This window comes from Rhodopseudomonas palustris, from assembly GCF_034479375.1.
GTDB lineage: Bacteria > Pseudomonadota > Alphaproteobacteria > Rhizobiales > Xanthobacteraceae > Rhodopseudomonas > Rhodopseudomonas palustris_M.
In genome coordinates, this window is the sequence record NZ_CP140155.1 from 3,334,942 (window position 1) to 3,352,967 (window position 18,026).

An 18,026-nucleotide genomic window follows, 5' to 3' on the forward strand; every position below is an offset into this window, starting at 1 on the left:
CCTCTCTTACAGCCTCTCCGCCGCGAAGGTGTTGCACGACTGGATCGTGCCCTGCTGATAGCCGGTCATGAACCAGCGCTTGCGCTGCGCGGCCGAGCCGTGGGTGAAGGAATCCGGCACCACGTCGCGGCCGGCGTTGCGTTGCAGCGTGTCGTCGCCGATCGCGCTCGCCGTGGTCAGCGCCGCGTCGATGTCGCCGGGCTCCAGGAAGTTCGGGCGTTTCTTTTCTTCCCGATTGACCCAGACGCCGGACAGGCAATCGGCCTGCAATTCGACGCGCACCTGCAGTGCGTTGGATTCGGCGCGCGAGCCCGCCTGCTGCTGCAGCCGCGTCACGCGCGGCAGGATGCCGAGCAGGTTCTGGACGTGATGTCCCGCCTCGTGGGCGATGATGTAGGCCGCGGTGAACCGGCAGGCGCTGCCGGAGCAGCCCTTGAAGCGGGTCTCGACCTGCTTGAAGAAATTGGTGTCGATGAAGATCTGCTTGTCCGGCGGACAGTAGAACGGCCCCATCGCCGATTGCGCCATGCCGCAGCGGCCGCCATTGGTGGAATTGCGGAACAGCACGATCTTCGGCCCGACATAGGTCTGGCCGCTGGCCTTGAAGATCTCCGTCCAGCGATCGTCGATCTCGCCGAGCACGCCGGAGATCATTTTGCCCATATCGTCGGTCGGGGCGCCCTGCTTGCCGGGCGAGGCCCGCTCGCTCTGCTGAGTCGGCGCGCCGCCGGTCAGAACCTCGGCACCGCTGATCAGCAGCCGCGGATCAATGCCGAACGCCCAGCCGACCAGACCCAGCACGACGATGGCGCCGATGCCGAGGCCGCCGCCGCCGGTCGGAAACCCGAAGCCGCCGCCCCCGCCGCCGCTGTCACGCCGGTCGTCGATGTTGTCGCTGCGACGGAAGTCATCGTCACGCATCAGTTTTTCCTCGGCTTCACGGCGGACCGCCGCCCGCACGATACGGCCGACACGAACACATCCGCGACAATTAGAAATAACCCGCCCGGCAAATATTGCCTAGTGCGCACATCAAAAGCCTGTTCGCAGCGCATCGACGAGACGGCAGAACGCACCCGATCCCCTGAAACGAAGCGCAATCTCACCCCCTCGGTGCAACCGGCAGCGAGCGACCGGGAAAACACCCGCCACTCGTTCTCGTTCCGGTAACAACGAATTCGATTTCAATTAAGTCGATTTTTACTTTGCCGGGGCAAGGTGACGCCAGTCGGTTGTTTAGTCCCGCGTCTCCGACGGCGTCACATGAGTCAGAGTAGTTGAGTCATGATTTTGTCGCGTCGCGGGGCGTCTGCAAGGGCGCCCCGCACTCAATTCGAACCCGCTCCGGACAGCCGGATCATCGTCGGCGATTGCGTCGCCGAGATGTCGAAGCTTCCGGCCAAATCGGTCGATCTGGTGTTCGCAGATCCGCCGTACAATCTGCAACTCAAGGGCGCGCTGAAGCGCCCCGACGAGTCGCAGGTCGACGCAGTCGACGACGATTGGGACAAGTTCTCGTCGTTCGCCGCCTATGACGACTTCACCCGCGCCTGGCTGCTCGCCGCTCGGCGGATCATGAAGCCGTCGGCGACGATCTGGGTGATCGGCTCGTATCACAACATCTTCCGCGTCGGCGCGATCATGCAGGACCTGGGCTTCTGGGTGCTCAACGACATCGTCTGGCGCAAGACCAATCCGATGCCGAATTTCCGCGGCCGCAGGTTCACCAACGCGCACGAGACCATGATCTGGGCGGCGCGCGACGAGAACGCCAAGGGCTACACCTTCAACTACGAGGCGCTGAAGGCCTCCAACGAAGACGTCCAGGCGCGCTCCGACTGGCTGATTCCCTTGTGCACCGGCGACGAGCGGCTGAAGGGCACCGACGGCAAGAAGGTGCATCCGACGCAGAAGCCGGAAGGCCTGCTGGCGCGCGTGCTCTTGAGTTCGTCGAAACCCGGCGATCTGGTGATCGATCCGTTCAACGGCACCGGCACCACCGGTGCCGTCGCCAAACGGCTGCGCCGCAACTACATCGGCTTCGAGCGCGACCGCACTTACGCCGACGCGGCGCGGGCGCGGATCGACGCGATCGAGCCGCTGCCGGAAGACACGCTGAAGCCGTTCCTCACCGCGCGCGACGCGCCGCGGGTGGCGTTCTCCGAACTGATCGAGCGCGGCATGATTTCGCCGGGCGCCAAGCTGGTCGATTCGAAGAAGCGCCACGGCGCCCTGGTCCGCGCCGACGGCGCCATTATGCTCGGCGACAAGGTCGGCTCGATCCACCGCATCGGCGCGGTGGCGCAAGGTTCCGAAGCCTGCAACGGCTGGACCTTCTGGCACCTCGAGACGCCGAAGGGCCTCAGGCTGATCGACGAACTGCGCGCCGAAGTGCGCAGCGCGATGGCGGCGGGCTGACGGCTCTGCGGATTCGGCGCAAGCCCGGCCTTCACCAACTCATCCTTCGAGACGCCCGGCTTCGCCGGGCTCCTCAGAGCCTGACTCAAAAAGCGATCAATGAAATCGAGCGCTTTTGCTTCAACCCGTCATGCCCGGCCTTGTGCCGGGCATCCACGTCTTGCAGCCGAAGCCGCGAGAAGGACGTGGATGGCCGGGACGAGCCCGGCCATGACGGAATCAGTTGCGAGCTACCATGAGTTGATCCGGGCTGACTCCACCGCGACTCAGCGACGCCAAGACAGCACCGCTCCGATCCGAAGCTCGTCACTCGATCGACCTCACGCCGCGTTCTGCTGGATCAGGTCCTTGCGCACCTGGCCGAGATAGCCGCGGATCTGCTCCGCGAGGGTCTCCGAATTCGACGACAGATGCGTCGACGCCGTCATGGTCGATTCGGCGTAGCGTTCGGTGTCGCGCGCGTTCGCGGCGATCGCCTGGATGCTGGTGGCGATGTCGCTGACCACCGCGAAGGCCTGCTCGATGGTCTGGGCGATGTCGGCGGTCGCGTCCGATTGCGCTTCGGCGGCGCCCGCGACCTTGGTGGTGATGCTCTCGACCTCGGTCATCACCGCGCCGATATCGGTGATCGACTGGCTGACGACGTCGGCGGCGCCGTGGACGTGATCGACCTGCGATTCGATTTCGCCGGTGAATTTCGCGGTCTGTTCGGCCAGCGCCTTGACCTCCTGCGCGACCACGGCGAAGCCGCGTCCCGCATCGCCGGCCCGCGCCGCTTCGATCGTGGCGTTCAGCGCGAGCAGATTGGTCTGGCTGGCGATCGCCTCGATCGACTTCACCACTTCGCTGATCCGCTCGGCGACGCTGCGCAGCGCCGCGACGTTGCTGGTCGCTTCCGACACCCGCGCCACCGCGCGGCCGACGATCTCGGCGGAGCGTGCGACGTCGGCGCCGACCTCGCGCGCGCTCGCCGACAGGCCCGCCGTCGCATCCGCGACGTGACGCATACTGCCGCTCGCCTGTTCGGACGCGCCGGCGACCGCGGTGAGGCGTTCGCGCGTCGTCGAGGCGCCGCTGGTGAGATGACCGGCGGTTTCGCGCATGTCCTTCGAATCGGCATCGAGCGAGCCGACCACGGTGCTGACCGCGCCTTCGAGCCGCGCGGCCTGTTGCTCGAAACTCCGGATCCGGCCTTCGATGCTGTCGGTCGCGTCGTTGAAGGTGGCGGCGCCGCGCAGCAGCGCGCCGTGCAGCCCGCCCGGCAGGATGCGCCGGAAATAGCGGCGCTGCTGCACCGCGCGCATCGACGCGGTGGCTTCGCGCACGAAGGCGTCGCAATCGTCGATCACGTCGTTGATCGCGCCGAGCAGACCGCCGATGCGGCCCGACGTGGGAATGTGCAGGATGCGCGCCTCGAAATCGCCGTCCGCGACCCGCTGGCAGACGTCGCGCGCCTGCTCGATCAGCCGCGTGGCCGTGGCCACACTGGCGAATGCAAGCACCGCCGCAATCAGCGCGACCGCCTGAAACGCCGACGCGACCGTCGGGTAGTTCATCCAGGCCAGCCCCGCTGCGATCGTCGCGGCGGCGATCGCGATCGCGATGTTAAGCTGCGCTTTTGAGAGCGAACATGAGTTCGTCATAGCTGACCTTCTTGGAAGCGACGAAATCCACCAGTGCCCGATAGCCGGCCTCGACCGCGTCCTTGCCGTTGGCGTGGCTGTTCTCGATCCGCAGCACCTCGGCGTAGAGCGGGGCGATCGCGTTGTCGATCACGCTGCGGTCCGGCGCGCGGCGATTGGAATGATAACCGATGATCTTGCCGGCATCGTCGAACGACGGAGTGACGTGCGCGAACACCCAATAATGATCGCCGGAATGCGCCATGTTCTTGACGTAGCCGAAGATCTCGCGGCCGGCGGCGATGGTTTCCCACAGCAGGCGGAACACCGCGCGCGGCATGTCGGGATGGCGGATGATGCTGTGCGGCTGGCCGAGTAGTTCGGCCTCGCTGTAGCCGGCGATCCGGCAGAACGTCCGGTTCGCGTAAGTGATGCGCCCCTTGAGATCGGTCTTGGAGACGATTAGTTCCGCGGCGGGAAACACGACTTCCTTGCCGGTGGGCCGGATTTTTGTGGCCATCGCCGGTCTCCGATGTGATTGACGTGACAACCGTCCTTAAGAGCAGCCGGATTAAGGACGGCTTAAAATACCATCGGCGGAAATCCACAAAATCCGCCGCATCCGGAATGCTACGAGCTAGAACCGTGATTAGTCGAGCGCATGCGCGATCACCTTGCGCATCAGATTGGGCAGCGCTTCGCCGGCGAGCGTGGCGATCTTCTCCCAGCGCATCCCCTTCGGCGCGCGCGTCCCGGCCGGCGCCTGCGCGGTGTAGACCACGAGCTCGAGCGGAAAATGCGTGAACACGTGGCTGACGTGTCCCGCCTTGCGATGCCAGCGCGTGACGCCGGCGAGCTTTGGCGCCTGCGCGCGCGCCGCGGCGTCGCTGTATCCCGCGAGCCACTCGGAGTTCGGCACTTCGGTCATGCCGCCGAGCAGACCCTTCGCTTCGCGCGAGCGTAGCAGGATGGCGTCGCCGCGGATCACCACGAAGGCCGCGCCGCGGCGCAACGCGCCGGTCTTCTTCGGCGCCTTGCGCGGAAACGTCTCGGCGTCGCCGCGCAGCCGCGCCGCGCAGCCGTCGTCGAGCGGGCACAGCGCGCAGGCCGGCTTCTTCGGCGTGCAGATGGTGGCGCCGAGATCCATCAGCGCCTGGGCGCTGTCGCCGGCGCGCGCCGGCCCGAGCAGCGTGCGCGCCAGCTCCTGGATCCGCGGCTTCGCCTTGGGCATCTCGTCCTCGACCGCGTAGAGCCGCGACACCACGCGCTCGATATTGCCGTCGACCGGCATGGTCTGCCGGCCGAAGGCGATCGCCGCGATCGCCGCCGCCGTATACGGACCGACGCCCGGCAAGGCGCGCAGGCCGTCTTCCGTATCGGGAAAGCGGCCGCCGTGCTGCGTCGCCACCGCGACCGCGCAGGCGTGCAGATTGCGCGCGCGCGAGTAGTAGCCGAGCCCGGCCCACATCCGCAGCACGTCATCGAGAGAAGCGTCGCCGAGCGCCTTCGCGGTCGGCCAGCGCGCCAGGAACTTTTCGAAATACGGACCGACTGCGCGGACGGTGGTTTGCTGCAGCATGATTTCGGACAGCCACACCGCATAGGGGTCGGCGGCGGCGCCGGCGGGCGGGCGCCACGGCAGCACGCGGCGGTGGCGGTCGTACCAGGCCAGCAGCGCCGCCGGGCGGCCGGGGCCGTCGCTCGCTTCCGCTGTGATGACCGGGGATCGTTTCCGCCGCGGCGCCGCGGCCGCCGGACTCTCTGCTAGACTCATGGGCCGTATCGTCGCAAAGCATCATGCCATGAGCAAGCCCGCCCCGATCTACAAGCCCGGCCCGATCAGCGCCAAGCCGCTGTCGGGGCTGCTCGGCGCGACGCTCAACGAGGCGTTCGCCAAACAGGGTTTTGCCGCGCGGGAACTCGTCACCCGCTGGCCGGAGATCGCCGGCGCGCAGATCGCCGCGCATTGCGAGCCGCTGAAGATGCAATGGCCGCGCCCGGTCGAGGGCCAGAAGCAGGAACCGGCGACGCTGGTGCTGCGGGTCGAAGGGCCGATGGCGCTGGAGATCCAGCATTCGTCCGACCAGATCCTGCAGCGGGTCAACCGCTTCTTCGGCTGGGCCGCGGTCGGCAAACTGGCGCTGCGCCAGGCGCCGTTGACGCGCAAGATCCGCAAGCCGCTGCCGAAGCCGCCGGACGCCGCCGCCGTCGCCAAGGTCGCGGCCGGCCTCGACGCCGTCGAGGACGACGATCTGCGCATTGCGCTGGCCCGGCTCGGCGCCACGATCAAGCGGAATTGACGCTTTTGCGAGCGGCGCGGTTTCGGCCCGGCATTGCCACAATTGCGGTTTCAAGCTAGCCAACGGCCCTGTCTGCGGCGAACGCGCCGCGCCCCTTCATGCCTCGGCGGCGCGACCGCCGCGTTGGAGCACCTTGATGATCACGCGCCGCACCTTCACCGCCGCCTTGTCGCTGACCGGCCTCGCCGCTTTCGCCGGCGTCTCGCCGTTCCGCCTGATCGACGACGCCTTCGCCCAGAGCACCAAGGCCGCCACCGCCGCCGACGTCGCCAAGCCGATGGCGCTGCCCGACATGGCGCTCGGCCCCAAGGACGCCGCCGTCACCATCACCGAATACGCCTCGTTGACTTGTTCGCATTGCGCGACCTTCGCCGAGGAGGTGTTCCCGAAGCTGAAGGCTGCCTATATCGACACCGGCAAGGTCCGCTACGTGTTCCGCGAGTTCCCGCTCGACATCAAGGCCGCCGCCGGCTCGATGCTGTCGCGCTGCATCGCCAAGGACGATTCGGTGAAGTACTTCGCCGTCACCGATTTGCTGTTCAAGACCCAGGCCGACTGGGTGATGAAGGACACCACCGAGCAGCTCAAGCGGATCGGCAAGCAGGCCGGCCTCAGCGCCGCCGAAGTCGAGACCTGCCTCAAGGACCAGGCGCTGCTCGACAAGATCGCCGCCGACCAGAAATACGCCAACGAAGTGCTCAAGGTGAACTCGACCCCGAGCTTCTTCATCAACGGCGAGATGCTGCGCGGCGAAACCTCGCTGGAAGAATTCGCCAAGCGCATCGACCCGCTGCTGAAGAGCTGAGGCGGGAGCGCCGAGGCTCTTCTTCCTTCTCCCCTCGTGGGAGAAGGTGGCGCGGACGCAGTCCGCGACGGATGAGGGGGCTGTTGCGCGCCTCTCCTGCGCACTGCCCGCGGCACCCCTCACCCGCCTTCGACGCTTCGCGTCTCAGGCACCCTCTCCCACAAGGGGAGAGGGGAAAGAGGCGTCTCCCCACATCGTGTCGCTGAACCGCGTCATTGTCATCGAACAACGTCATTGCCGGGCTCGACCCGGCAATCCATCCTCTTCGCAAAGACTCGTCGTAGCGCGCTGACGCGCGCGATGGATGCGCGGGTCGAGCCCGCGCATGACGGGAGTGGAGGTGGCAAGCGCACTGCCTCTCCACGATCTCCGATTCAACTATCAAACAGCCAAGCGAAATTCTTCTCGCGGCTCCATCGAGCCCGAGGTGTGCACCCGTCGCTGTCACAGCGAGGGGTGGGGGCGCGCCGGTCGGCGCGGGTTGGTGGTGGTTCTCGCGATCACTTCTTGCGAAGGACCGCGCAACGCCGTTCCGGCGCGCCCACCGCGGCGGTTTTGGGCATCGGGACCGTTCTTCCGGGAACACAGCGGAGCGGGATCTCCCCGGCCTTGCTGCGCCCGTCCAGCCACGAAAGCGGCAGCCGCTCGTAGTAGCGGCGGACGGTGACCTCTGCCTCCCGGACGTGCGGGTGCGAGCCGCAACGCGCAGGACGCCGCGTCCACCCGGCTTCGCCAGCAAAGCTGGCTATCCCGGACTATCACTCCGGTCGGTTGCCCGGCCTTCGCGATCTGTCCCGCTTGTACGACGCCTCGCGAAGCGCCCCTCACGGACAGGACGACGCGGACTATAATCATAATAGGATTATTGTCAAGAGGCGATCGTGCGGGACACCAAGGCCTCGGTTGCGCAGTGCTGGGAGCGGCCCTACATTTGTTGGGTCGCAGTGCGCTGCGGAGGATCCGATGACCGACATCCTCTACTTACTTGCCGTTCCGGTTGTCGCAATGCTGATGACCGCCGGCGTGATCTGGCACAGCAAACGTCAAGCCAACGCATCTCTGCGCGCGCGATTGCGCAGCCGCCCCGAGACGACCCTGTCGGTAGCGCCGGCCGACGTGATCCGCGCCGAGCGTGATCGGGCGTGATCGTGGTCAGCGCTTGAGGACATCGCTCCTGACGATCGCCCCGGAAAACCTCTCGCCTCCGTCATTCCGGGGCGCGCGCAGCGCGAACCCGGAATCCATAACCACCGCGCTGGCGAAGCGCGCGGCGCCGCCACGGTGCGTCACCGCGAGTCCAGGGGCTATAGATTCCGGGTTCGCTCACTCCGTGAGCGACCCGGAATGACGAACGAGAGATGATCGCGCCGCGCGCGCTGAATGGCGCAGCGTCCTTACGGAAGCCGCTCCGGAGCTCGCCGCCCCTCGAAATCCCCAGCTTTCTCGCGCCTTTCCCGCAAATCCCCCCGTGGAAAAGCCCGGTTCCGCGGTTGCTCACTCTGTTCCGGGCGGCCATTGTCGCCGGCTGAATATGCCGCCGGTTGCGAGCGAATCGCGCCGCCGTGATGCCGCTATGGTATTGTGGCCCTTGAGAGATTCGCACGCGCCGCCCGAATCGCGGCCAAACGAGCATCGGACCAGATGAAACTCACGCGTCTCCGCCTTCACGGCTTCAAGTCGTTCGTCGAGCCCACCGACTTCATGATCGAGCCGGGGCTGACCGGCGTGGTCGGGCCGAACGGCTGCGGCAAGTCCAATCTGGTCGAGGCGCTGCGCTGGGCGATGGGCGAGACTTCGCACAAATCGCTGCGCGCGACCGACATGGACGCGGTGATCTTTGCGGGCTCCGGCAACCGGCCGTCGCGCAACCACGCCGAAGTGGTGATGTCGATCGACAACACCGACCGCACTGCGCCGGCGGCGCTGAACGATTCGGAGATTCTGGAAATCTCCCGCCGGATCGAGCGCGAGGCCGGCTCGCAATATCGCATCAACGGCCGCGAGGTCCGCGCCCGCGACGTGCAGCTGTTGTTCGCCGATGCCGCCACCGGCGCGCGCTCGCCGGCGCTGGTCCACCAGGGCAAGATCGGCGAGATCATTCAGGCGAAACCCGAGCAGCGCCGCCGCGTGCTGGAAGACGCCGCCGGCGTCGCCGGCCTGCATGCCCGCCGCCACGAGGCCGAATTGAGGCTGAAGGCGGCCGAAACCAACCTCACCCGCGTCGAGGACGTGATCGGGCAATTGTCGTCGCAGGTCGACGGGCTGAAGAAGCAGGCGCGGCAGGCGATCCGGTTCCGCGAAGTCGCCGCCAAGGTCCGCAAGACCGAGGCGATGCTGTATCATCTGCGCTGGCGCGACGCGAACACCGAGGTCGCCGCCGCGGCGCAGGTGCACGATCTCGGCGTCCGCGAACTCGCCGAGCGCACCCGCGAGCAGGCCGAGGCCGCCCGCATCCAGGCCGACCGCGCTTCCGAACTGCCCGGCCTGCGCGAGTCCGAGGCGCGCGCCGCCGCCGGCCTGCAGCGGCTGGTCAACGCCCGCGAACTGCTCGACCGCGAAGAGGCCCGCGCCAAGGAGCGCGTCGTCGAGCTGGAGCGCCGGCTGGCGCAGTTTTCCTCCGACGTCGCGCGCGAGCAGCAACAGGCGATCGACGCCGACGCGGCACTCGAACGGCTGCAGGCCGAGGACATCGAACTGCGCGAAGAGATTCTGGAGCGGGTCGAGAAGCGCGGCGGCGTCGACGAGCGCGTCGGCCTCGCCGAGGAAGCCCTCGGCGAAGCCGAGCGGCTGTTCGCCGAACTCACCACCCAGCTCGCCCAGCTCACCGCGCGGCGCAACCAGTTCGAGCAGGCGGTGCGCAGCCATCGCGACCGGCTCGGCCGGCTCGACACCGAGATCAGGAACGTCGACAGCGAGATCGAGCGGCTGACGGCGGAGACCAGCGGCGCCGGCAATGTCGACGAACTCGCCGAAGCCGTGGCGATGGCGCAGGAGACGCTGGCCGAACTCGAAGCCTCGGTGCAGCAGGCCGAAGCCGCGCATGTCGGCGCCCGGCAGAAGCTCGAGGGTTCGCGCGGCCCGGTGACCGAAGCCGACAAGCGGGTGCAGCGGCTCGAGACCGAAGCCAAGACGATCAGCAAGATCCTCAACGGCGAGACCAAGAATCTGTGGCCGCCGATCATCGACGGCATCACGGTCGCCAAGGGCTATGAAAAGGCGATCGGCGCCGTGCTGGGCGACGATCTCGATGCGCCGGTCGACCCGACCGCGCCGATGCGCTGGACCGATATCGGCGTGCAGGCCGACGATCCGGCGCTGCCGGACGGCGTCGAGGCGCTGAGTAGCCACGTCAACGCGCCGCCGGAGCTGGCGCGGCGTCTGGCGCAGATCGGCGTGGTGGCGAAGGAGCGCGGCGGCGAGCTGGTCGGGCTCCTCAAGACCGGCCAGCGGCTGGTGTCGCTCGACGGCGACGTCTGGCGCTGGGACGGCTTCGTCGCCTCGGCCCACGCGCCGACCGGCGCGGCGCGGCGCCTCGCCGAACGCGCCCGCCTCGTGGATATCGAGAACGACCTCGAACAGGCGCGGATCGACGCCGCCGCCAAGCGCGACGCGCTGGAGATGGCCGAGGCCGAATTGCGCAACGCCGCGCAGGCCGAAACCGCCTCGCGCGAGTCGCTCCGCGGCGCCCGCCGCGAGGTCGATGCCGCGCGCGAACGCCACGCCGCCGCCGAACGCGAGATCAACCGCCACGCCGCGCGGCGCTCGGCGCTGACCGAGGCGCATTCGCGCCTCGCCGCCGACCGGCTCGAAGCCGAGATGGCCTGCGAGACCGCCGAGAACGCGCTGGCGGATCTCGCGCCCAACGACGATGCCGAACAGCGGCTGTCTGCCGTGCGCGGCGACATCGAAAACCACCGCCGCCTCGCCGCACAGGTCCGCGCCGAGGCGCAGGCGCTGGCGCGTGAAGCCGAGCTCGCCGACAAGCGGCTGCAGGCGATCGTCGCCGAGCGCAACCAGTGGATCCACCGCAAGCAGAGCGCGGCGTCGCAGATCGCGACCGTCGAAGAGCGCGTCGCCGAGCTGACCGCCGAGCGCGCCGAACTCGACAACGCGCCGACCGTGTTCGCCGAGAAGCGCAGCGCGATCATCACCGAGATCGAATACGCCGAGAGCGACCGCCGCACCGCCGCCGACGCGCTCGCCACCGCCGAACGGGCGATGGCCGACACCGACCGCGCCGCGAAAGCGACGCTCGAACTTCTCTCCAGCGCCCGCGAAGCCTGCGCCCGCGCCGAGGAACGGATGGAAGCGGCGCGACGCCGGCTCGAAGACGTCGAGCGCGAGATCCGCGACATGCTCGAAGTCGAGCCGCAGGCCGCCGCCTCGCTCGCCGAGGTCCAGGAGGGCGTGGAGCTGCCGCCGCTCGCCGAGATCGAGGCCGATCTGGAAAAGCTGCGCCGCGACCGCGAGCGGCTCGGCGCCGTCAATCTGCGCGCCGAGGAAGAGCTCAACGAAGTCGAGACCCAGCACGGCTCGCTCGCCGCCGAGCGCGACGATTTGGTCGAGGCGATCAAGAAGCTGCGCACCGGCATCCAGAGCCTCAACAAGGAGGCGCGCGAGCGGCTCTTGGCATCGTTCGAAGTGGTCAACGGCCATTTCAAGCGGCTGTTCACCACGCTGTTCGGCGGCGGCGAGGCCGAGCTGAAGCTGATCGAGAGCGACGATCCGCTCGAGGCCGGCCTCGAGATCATCGCCAAGCCCCCCGGCAAGAAGCCGCAATCGCTGTCGCTGTTGTCCGGCGGCGAGCAGGCGCTGACCGCGATGGCGCTGATCTTCGCGGTGTTCCTCACCAACCCGTCGCCGATCTGCGTGCTGGACGAAGTCGACGCGCCGCTCGACGACCACAACGTCGAACGGTTCTGCGACCTGTTGAACGAGATGACCTCGACCACCGAAACCCGCTTCATCATCATCACCCACAACCCGATCACCATGGCGCGGATGAACCGGCTGTTCGGCGTCACCATGGCGGAGCGCGGCGTGTCGCAACTCGTCTCCGTCGACCTCGAAGGCGCGGTGGAGATCCTGGATCAGCACGTGGCGTGAGCTCCCCTCTCAGGGGCGAGGCGATCGTCGATGGAATATCTTGGGCTATCGCGCCGGCGCTTTCTTCACCCTCCCCTCGAGGGGGAGGGTCGGCACGCAGCCCGCTGTGCGGGATGCGTGACGGGGTGGGGTGAGAAGCGGGCACGGCGGATGAACTCTTCGCCACCCCACCCCGCTCGCTACGCGAGCGACCCTCCCCCTCCAGGGGAGGGTAAGACATGATCTCCCCCGCCCTCCCCGCCGAATTGAAGGCCGCGCTGGAGCAGGCGCTGCACGGGCTGCAGCGCGACGCGGCGGCGACGCGGGCGGCTGCTATCTCACAGACCTATCGCGACGGCGGGAATTCGTCGCCGATCAGGACCGCGACCGACGCGCTGGCCTATGCGGGGGCGCGGATGCCCGCGACCTATGCGGCGGTGGCGGCGAGCCTGAATGCGCTGCGCGAGATCCGCCCGGACTTCGCGCCCGCGACGCTGCTCGATGTCGGCGCCGGACCCGGCACCGCGAGCTGGGCCGCCGCGCAGGCATTCGAGTCGTTGAGCGGCTTCACGCTGCTCGATGCGAACGGCGCGCTGCGTACATTGGCGCTGACGCTGGCGCAGGACAGCCGGCTCGCGAAAGCCAACTACCAACTCGGCGACGCGCGCAAACTGCTCGGCGACGCGCCGGAGGCCGCATTGGTGATCGCGAGCTACGTCATCAACGAACTCGACGACAGCGCGCGCGACGGCTTCGCCGACGCCCTGTGGCGCAAGACCGGCGATACGCTGCTGATCATCGAGCCCGGCACGCCGGCCGGCTACGCCCGCATCCTCGCGGTCCGCGCCCGGCTGATCGCACAGGGCGCGCGCGTGATCGCGCCGTGCCCGCACGACAATGCCTGCCCGTTGCAGCCGCCGGACTGGTGCCATTTCGTGCAGCGGCTGCCGCGGTCCAGATTGCATCAACACCTCAAGGGCGCCGAACTTCCCTACGAGGACGAAAAATTCATCTACGTCGCGCTGAGCCGCAGCCCGCCGCCGTCGCGGCCCTCGCGCGTGCTGACGCAGCCGGAGCTGACCAAGGCGGCGATCACGGCGAAACTGTGCACGCCGCAGGGGCTCGCGCACGTCGTCGCGCCGCGCCGCGACAAGCCGGCCTATGCGCGGTTCCGAAGGCTGAGTTGGGGCGACGCGATCAGCACCGACACGGCACGGGAATAATCGGCGCGCGGCGCTGTTGGTGAGGACGACGCGCCCCGCGTCGCCCCGATCACCAGGAGTCACCATGTCCCGCACGCTCACGCTTTTCACCGCCGCCGTTTTCGCGCTCGCCGCGTCCGCGGCCTCCGCCATGACGCTCAAGACCGCCGACACCCCGGCCGGCAAGACCTTCGTCGACGCCAAGGGCATGACGCTCTACACGTTCGACAAGGATGCCGGCGGCAAGTCGATGTGCAACGGCCCCTGCGCCACCAACTGGCCGCCGCTCGCAGCCGAAGCCAGCGCCAAGCCGACCGCCGACATGACCATCGTGACGCGCGACGACGGCTCCAAGATGTGGGCCTACAAGGGCAAGCCGCTGTATACGTTCGCCAAGGACATGAAGCCCGGCGACACCACCGGCGACGGCTTCCTCAACGGCGCCTGGCACATCGCCAAGCCGTAAGTCATCGTCCACTCACGCCCCGTCATGGCCGGGCTCGACCCGGGCATGACGTGGGGGAAGCCCTTGCTTTGATCGACGGCGCAATAACCGAGGTCCCTCAGGATGGTCGATTCAGGCCGCCGATGCGGCTGATAGCAGGCTTTGCAATTCGGTCGGCCTGCCGAGGAACGTCGCGCGGACGGACGCGTTGCCGCCTCATCGAGGAGGCGCCGCATGCCCGAACCGTCGCCACGGATCCGCAGATTATCCGCCCAGACCGTCACCCGGGCGATCGCGCTCGCCGGCCACGGTATGATGGGCGTCGCGCTCGGCCTCGGCTTCGCGCTGCTGGCCACGTGGTCCGCCTACGGCGTCCGGCCGGTGCTGATGGCCCTCGATCCCTCAGGCTTCCGGCTCGCCGACTTCACCATCACCTGCGCGCTCGCCTTCGGAATCGTCACGACGCTGACCGGAGCGGCGCTGATCTCGAGCGAAGACGATTAGCTCGAAACGTGGCAGGTGCCGTCATCCCGAGAGCCTGCCCCGGACTTGATCCGGGGTGCGCGCTGTAGCGCGCCTCGAAGGATGCGGACGCGCGCGCTGGCGGCTCATCCTTCGAGGCACGGCGTGCCGCGCACGCCGTGCCTCAGGATGACGCGGCGCTTGGGACGAACGCCGATTTCATCAGACCGAGCTACGCCGCGGCCTGCTTCGCCCGGCTTTCGACCGCCATCTCCAGCCGCAGCGGGCTGCGGAAGGTGGAGGACGGCATCCAGTCGAGCCGGGGCTGCACCCGCGTGTAGTCCGGCACCACCTTGTGAAATTCGTCGAACGCGATCCTGATCGCCATCCGGGCGATCGCCGAGCCGAGGCAGCCGTGGACGCCGCCGCCGAAGCCGAGATGGCCCTTCGGCTTGCGCTTGAGATCGTACACATCGGCGTCCGGAAACTGCCGCTCGTCGCGATTGGCCGAGCCGTAGGCGAGACAGACGAAGTCGCCGGCCTTCATGGTGACGCCGTGCAGCGTCAGGTCGCTCTGCAGGCAGCGCTTGAACCGCTGCGCCGATGTGTTGTAGCGCAGCGATTCCTCGACCGCGTCCGGCAGCAGCGCCGGATCGGCGGCGACCGCGCGGCGGGCGTCGGCGAAATCGGCGAGATTGAGCGCCAACATGCTCATGAAGCCGCCGAGCGACTCGATGCCGGCCATGATCAGCGTCGTGGTGGTCAGCAACACCTCGCGCTCGTCGAGCCTGTCGCCGTCGATCTCGGCCATCGAGAAATGCGAGATCAGGTCGTTCTGCGGTTCGGCGCGGCGCTGCGCGATCACCTTCGCGGCGTAGTCCTGCATCCACGCATAGGCGGCGAGATGCTCCGGCCCCTTGGCGCGGCTGACGGGATCGCTCTGCACCATCAGCACCGCCTTGTCGCGCACCGTCTGCTCGTCACCGAGCGGCAGGCCGAGGGCAGCGAACAGCACCCGGACGGTGAATTTCGACGAGAAGTCGGCGATGAAGTCGAACCGCTCGCGGCCGCGCAGCGCTTCGGCGGCGTCGCGCGCGATGTCGCGCATCGGCTCGGCCAGCGCCTCCAGATTGCGCTTCATGAAGGCGTGCTGGACGAGACCACGCAGCCGGTCATGGCGCGGCGGATCGGTGGTGCCGAGCGTGGCGCCGGCGCGGCCCGGCAGCTCGGTCATCAGATTGCCCTTGGCCGAGGAGAACACCTGCCAATTGGTGCCGGCGCCGGCGACGTCGAGATAGCGCGACAGCACCCACATCTGCGCCGGCTCGCTCCAATACACCGGATGCGCGTCGCGCAGGGTCTTGTACAACGGAAACGGGTCGGCATCGACCGCGGGGGAGTAGGGATCGAAGCTGAACATTGCGGTGTTTCCTCGGGTGTTGTAGCGGCCGCTCCTCCCACCGCGTCATGGCCGGGCTTGACCCGGCCATCCACGGCAACAGGCACCGCGCTGCTTGGCTTCGTGGATGCCCGGGTCAAGCCCGGGCATGACGGTTGTTGTGGGGCGAGTTCAGCGGATCAACGAAGCGCTACGCCGCCTGCGCCAGCTTCGGCCGGTTCTCCAGCAGCATGATTCCCGACGCGGTGTTGGAGATCGGCAAATGATAGTTGCGGTGCAGCTCGTGGACGTCGCCCAGCAGCGCGCCGCGCATCGCGACCCAGTTCATCACCTCGACGCCCTGGCTGCCGGCAAGTTCGACCAGTTCGTGCGGGTCGATGCCGAGCAGGCTGTCGATGTCGCCGGTCATCGCGTCCATGCAGCGCCGGTCGAACGCGGTGTTGATGAAGCCGGCGCGCTCGCCTTCGAGCTGGTGCGACAGCCCGCCGGTGCCGATCACCACGACTTTCAGATCTTCCGGATAGCTCTCGATGGCGCGGCCGATCGCCTGGCCGAGCTTGAAACACCTGCGGAGGCTCGGCAGCGGATGCTGCACGGTGTTGACCACCACCGGCACCGCCGGAATGTCGTGCGCCCTTTCGCGGAAGAACAATTCCATCGGCAGGCTGAAGGCGTGATCGACCAGCATCTCCTGGCAGGTCACCGGATCGAACTCGGATTCCACCAGCGTCTCGATGATGTGCCACGACAATCTGGTGTCGCCCCTGAACGGCGCCATCACCGGAATGCCCCAGCCTTCGTCCTCGTTGCGATAGTCCGGCGCGGCGCCGACCGCGAAGGTCGGCATCTTGTCGAGGAAGAAATTGAGGCCGTGATCGTTGTAGATCACCACCGCGGCGTCGGGCTTGACCGCGTCGAGCCAGCGATGCGTGGCGTCGAAGCCGTCGAAGAACGGCGCCCAATAGGGGTCCTTCTGCAGGCCCCTGGCCATCGCGCCGCCGATCGCGGGCACGTGCGAGGCGGCGAGGCCGCCGATGATCGTCGCCATGAGCGCTCCCCCTTCACGAATCTCTGGCGGCCAGAAGCTTGGCCTTGAACTGTTCGACGCTCATGCCGGTCTGCAGCGCGCCGATGTCCTGCATGTTGAGGCCGAGGATGCCGGCGAATTTGGCGAGGTAGTAGGCATTGCCGCCCTCGGCGAGCAGCTTCAGCAGGTCGCGCTTCAGGATCGCGTCGGTCTGCGCCGCGGTGAGGCCGTAGCGGGCGCAATAGGCGGCTTCGTCCGCGACGAACTCGGCGCGGGCGGCGGCGGAATTGAAGGAGAAGCACATCTTGTTGAGGGCGTAGCCCTTCTGCGCCGCCTCCGGGCCGAAGATCGGCGTCCCGAAGATTTCGCGCTTGGCGCCGATGCGTTCGCGCGCCACAGCCTGATTCATGGCCGTCCCCTCCTGATCGTTTCCGATCGCGGCCGTGCGGCCGCGTTTCGCGAACGATATGCGGAGGCGGGAACCCGGGATTGAGCTGGATCAAATCAGCGGCGGGCCGCCGGCGCAGTCACGCGCGGGAGCGGCCGCGCCACCAGGCTCGGATGCGCTGCAGCATGGTGGGTTGCGCATCGCCCGGCTGCTCCAGCGCCAGCGACGGTGAAACGGTCAGCTCGGCGACCGGTTCGTCATCGGCCGGCGGCGCGGGATGGGGTGCCGGCGCGGGCGGCGACGACACGGTCCGCGCCGCGGAGTCGAGCACCAGCGGCCCGACATGGGCCAGAAACGCCTTTTCGTAGCTGCGCGACAGCCGCAGGACCGCTTCGTCCAGCGGCAGCCAGTCGATCGCGCGGATGTCCTTCATCAGCGGCCGGGTCTGCACCGGCGCCGCCTCCATCCGCCAGAAATGCACCACCTTGGAGCGGCCGCCGACCTCATAGGCGAGCGTGCCGACGAATTGGTGGACCTCGACGAGATGCCCGGTCTCCTCCACCACCTCGCGCTCGGCGGCGTCGCGCGGCGTTTCGCCGTCGTCGAGCTTGCCCTTCGGCAGCACCCAATCGCTGCGCTTGCGCATGTGGACAACGGCGAACAACGGCTCACCGCCGCGCCGCAATACAATCCCGCCCGCTGCCAGCACTGGTGCCCGCAAGGTCACATCCTCGTCCGCTGCATGAAACTGCTTGCGCAGCATATAGAACGTACCACGCCGCAGAGCGAGTGCGGCGGACATGCGCGTTGCGACTGGCGGCAGGCGCGTCGGGCGGATAGTCTGCCCGCGGCGGACGCAGAGCCGTCGCCGGG

At 68.0% G+C, this 18,026-nt stretch carries 16 protein-coding genes; 8 read left to right on the forward strand and 8 right to left on the reverse strand.

From position 1 onward, the window contains the following. Positions 1-6: 6 nt before the first annotated feature. Entirely contained in the window at positions 7-921 is a 915-nt protein-coding gene (locus SR870_RS15140) for a neutral zinc metallopeptidase (RefSeq protein WP_322514365.1), read from the reverse strand. 363 nt (positions 922-1,284) lie between these two features. Between SR870_RS15140 and SR870_RS15145 the strand changes: the two genes are divergently transcribed. After that, positions 1,285-2,418 (forward strand): site-specific DNA-methyltransferase, encoded by a 1,134-nt coding sequence (locus SR870_RS15145; protein ID WP_322514366.1) that lies wholly within the window; start codon positions 1,285-1,287, stop codon positions 2,416-2,418. A gap of 320 nt (positions 2,419-2,738) precedes the next feature. Here the strand turns inward: SR870_RS15145 and SR870_RS15150 are convergent, their stop codons facing one another. The 3 genes from SR870_RS15150 to mutY all read right to left on the reverse strand — a co-directional run bounded on the left by SR870_RS15150 (position 2,739) and on the right by mutY (position 5,814). Further along, positions 2,739-4,061, reverse strand: coding sequence for a methyl-accepting chemotaxis protein (locus SR870_RS15150; RefSeq protein ID WP_322514367.1), 1,323 nt, complete (start codon positions 4,059-4,061; stop codon positions 2,739-2,741). Next, on the reverse strand, positions 4,024-4,560 hold the full coding sequence (locus SR870_RS15155; protein WP_322514368.1) for a PAS domain-containing protein: 537 nt from the start codon (positions 4,558-4,560) through the stop codon (positions 4,024-4,026). Before SR870_RS15155 ends, SR870_RS15150 begins: the two co-directional genes overlap by 38 nt. 129 nt (positions 4,561-4,689) lie before the next feature. Further along, entirely contained in the window at positions 4,690-5,814 is a 1,125-nt protein-coding gene (gene mutY / locus SR870_RS15160) for an A/G-specific adenine glycosylase (protein WP_322514369.1), read from the reverse strand. A gap of 28 nt (positions 5,815-5,842) precedes the next feature. Between mutY and SR870_RS15165 the strand changes: the two genes are divergently transcribed. The 7 genes from SR870_RS15165 to SR870_RS15195 all read left to right on the forward strand — a co-directional run bounded on the left by SR870_RS15165 (position 5,843) and on the right by SR870_RS15195 (position 14,381). Continuing rightward, positions 5,843-6,340 (forward strand): DUF721 domain-containing protein, encoded by a 498-nt coding sequence (locus SR870_RS15165; protein WP_322514370.1) that lies wholly within the window; start codon positions 5,843-5,845, stop codon positions 6,338-6,340. A gap of 133 nt (positions 6,341-6,473) precedes the next feature. Beyond that, positions 6,474-7,145 carry a DsbA family protein gene (locus SR870_RS15170; protein ID WP_322514371.1) on the forward strand — a complete coding sequence of 224 codons (672 nt, stop codon included), beginning with the start codon at positions 6,474-6,476 and terminating at the stop codon, positions 7,143-7,145. 963 nt (positions 7,146-8,108) lie between these two features. Then, a complete protein-coding gene (locus SR870_RS15175) occupies positions 8,109-8,291 on the forward strand; it encodes a hypothetical protein (protein ID WP_322514372.1) in 183 nt (60 codons plus the stop codon). Between the two features lie 495 nt (positions 8,292-8,786). Next, a complete protein-coding gene (gene smc, locus SR870_RS15180; RefSeq protein WP_322514373.1) occupies positions 8,787-12,251 on the forward strand; it encodes a chromosome segregation protein SMC in 3,465 nt (1,154 codons plus the stop codon). A 218-nt stretch (positions 12,252-12,469) separates the two neighbouring features. After that, positions 12,470-13,453: a small ribosomal subunit Rsm22 family protein gene (locus tag SR870_RS15185; RefSeq protein ID WP_322514374.1), complete on the forward strand. Its 984-nt coding sequence runs from the start codon at positions 12,470-12,472 to the stop codon at positions 13,451-13,453. A 64-nt stretch (positions 13,454-13,517) separates the two neighbouring features. Continuing rightward, positions 13,518-13,898 carry a hypothetical protein gene (locus SR870_RS15190; protein ID WP_322514375.1) on the forward strand — a complete coding sequence of 127 codons (381 nt, stop codon included), beginning with the start codon at positions 13,518-13,520 and terminating at the stop codon, positions 13,896-13,898. Between the two features lie 213 nt (positions 13,899-14,111). Further along, on the forward strand, positions 14,112-14,381 hold the full coding sequence (locus SR870_RS15195; protein WP_322514376.1) for a hypothetical protein: 270 nt from the start codon (positions 14,112-14,114) through the stop codon (positions 14,379-14,381). Between the two features lie 190 nt (positions 14,382-14,571). Here SR870_RS15195 and SR870_RS15200 read toward each other — a convergent pair whose 3' ends face one another. The 4 genes from SR870_RS15200 to SR870_RS15215 form a co-directional block, all read right to left on the reverse strand. Further along, entirely contained in the window at positions 14,572-15,759 is a 1,188-nt protein-coding gene (locus SR870_RS15200; RefSeq protein WP_322514377.1) for a cytochrome P450, read from the reverse strand. A 169-nt stretch (positions 15,760-15,928) separates the two neighbouring features. Further along, positions 15,929-16,786 carry a class III extradiol dioxygenase family protein gene (locus tag SR870_RS15205; protein ID WP_322514378.1) on the reverse strand — a complete coding sequence of 286 codons (858 nt, stop codon included), beginning with the start codon at positions 16,784-16,786 and terminating at the stop codon, positions 15,929-15,931. A 13-nt stretch (positions 16,787-16,799) separates the two neighbouring features. Continuing rightward, entirely contained in the window at positions 16,800-17,174 is a 375-nt protein-coding gene (locus SR870_RS15210; RefSeq protein ID WP_322514379.1) for a protocatechuate 4,5-dioxygenase subunit alpha, read from the reverse strand. Between the two features lie 118 nt (positions 17,175-17,292). Then, a complete protein-coding gene (locus tag SR870_RS15215; protein WP_322518279.1) occupies positions 17,293-17,916 on the reverse strand; it encodes an NUDIX hydrolase in 624 nt (207 codons plus the stop codon). Positions 17,917-18,026 lie beyond the last annotated feature (110 nt).

Coding starts and splice junctions, on each gene's coding strand:
- SR870_RS15215 (WP_322518279.1), bottom strand. CDS start 17,916: ATGCTGCGCAAGCAGTTTCATGCAGCGGACGAGGATGTGACCTTGCGG.
- SR870_RS15195 (WP_322514376.1), top strand. CDS start 14,112: ATGCCCGAACCGTCGCCACGGATCCGCAGATTATCCGCCCAGACCGTC.
- SR870_RS15205 (WP_322514378.1), bottom strand. CDS start 16,786: ATGGCGACGATCATCGGCGGCCTCGCCGCCTCGCACGTGCCCGCGATC.
- SR870_RS15210 (WP_322514379.1), bottom strand. CDS start 17,174: ATGAATCAGGCTGTGGCGCGCGAACGCATCGGCGCCAAGCGCGAAATC.
- SR870_RS15145 (WP_322514366.1), top strand. CDS start 1,285: ATGATTTTGTCGCGTCGCGGGGCGTCTGCAAGGGCGCCCCGCACTCAA.
- SR870_RS15175 (WP_322514372.1), top strand. CDS start 8,109: ATGACCGACATCCTCTACTTACTTGCCGTTCCGGTTGTCGCAATGCTG.
- SR870_RS15140 (WP_322514365.1), bottom strand. CDS start 921: ATGCGTGACGATGACTTCCGTCGCAGCGACAACATCGACGACCGGCGT.
- SR870_RS15165 (WP_322514370.1), top strand. CDS start 5,843: ATGAGCAAGCCCGCCCCGATCTACAAGCCCGGCCCGATCAGCGCCAAG.
- SR870_RS15185 (WP_322514374.1), top strand. CDS start 12,470: ATGATCTCCCCCGCCCTCCCCGCCGAATTGAAGGCCGCGCTGGAGCAG.
- SR870_RS15200 (WP_322514377.1), bottom strand. CDS start 15,759: ATGTTCAGCTTCGATCCCTACTCCCCCGCGGTCGATGCCGACCCGTTT.
- SR870_RS15150 (WP_322514367.1), bottom strand. CDS start 4,061: ATGACGAACTCATGTTCGCTCTCAAAAGCGCAGCTTAACATCGCGATC.
- smc (WP_322514373.1), top strand. CDS start 8,787: ATGAAACTCACGCGTCTCCGCCTTCACGGCTTCAAGTCGTTCGTCGAG.
- SR870_RS15155 (WP_322514368.1), bottom strand. CDS start 4,560: ATGGCCACAAAAATCCGGCCCACCGGCAAGGAAGTCGTGTTTCCCGCC.
- SR870_RS15190 (WP_322514375.1), top strand. CDS start 13,518: ATGTCCCGCACGCTCACGCTTTTCACCGCCGCCGTTTTCGCGCTCGCC.
- mutY (WP_322514369.1), bottom strand. CDS start 5,814: ATGAGTCTAGCAGAGAGTCCGGCGGCCGCGGCGCCGCGGCGGAAACGA.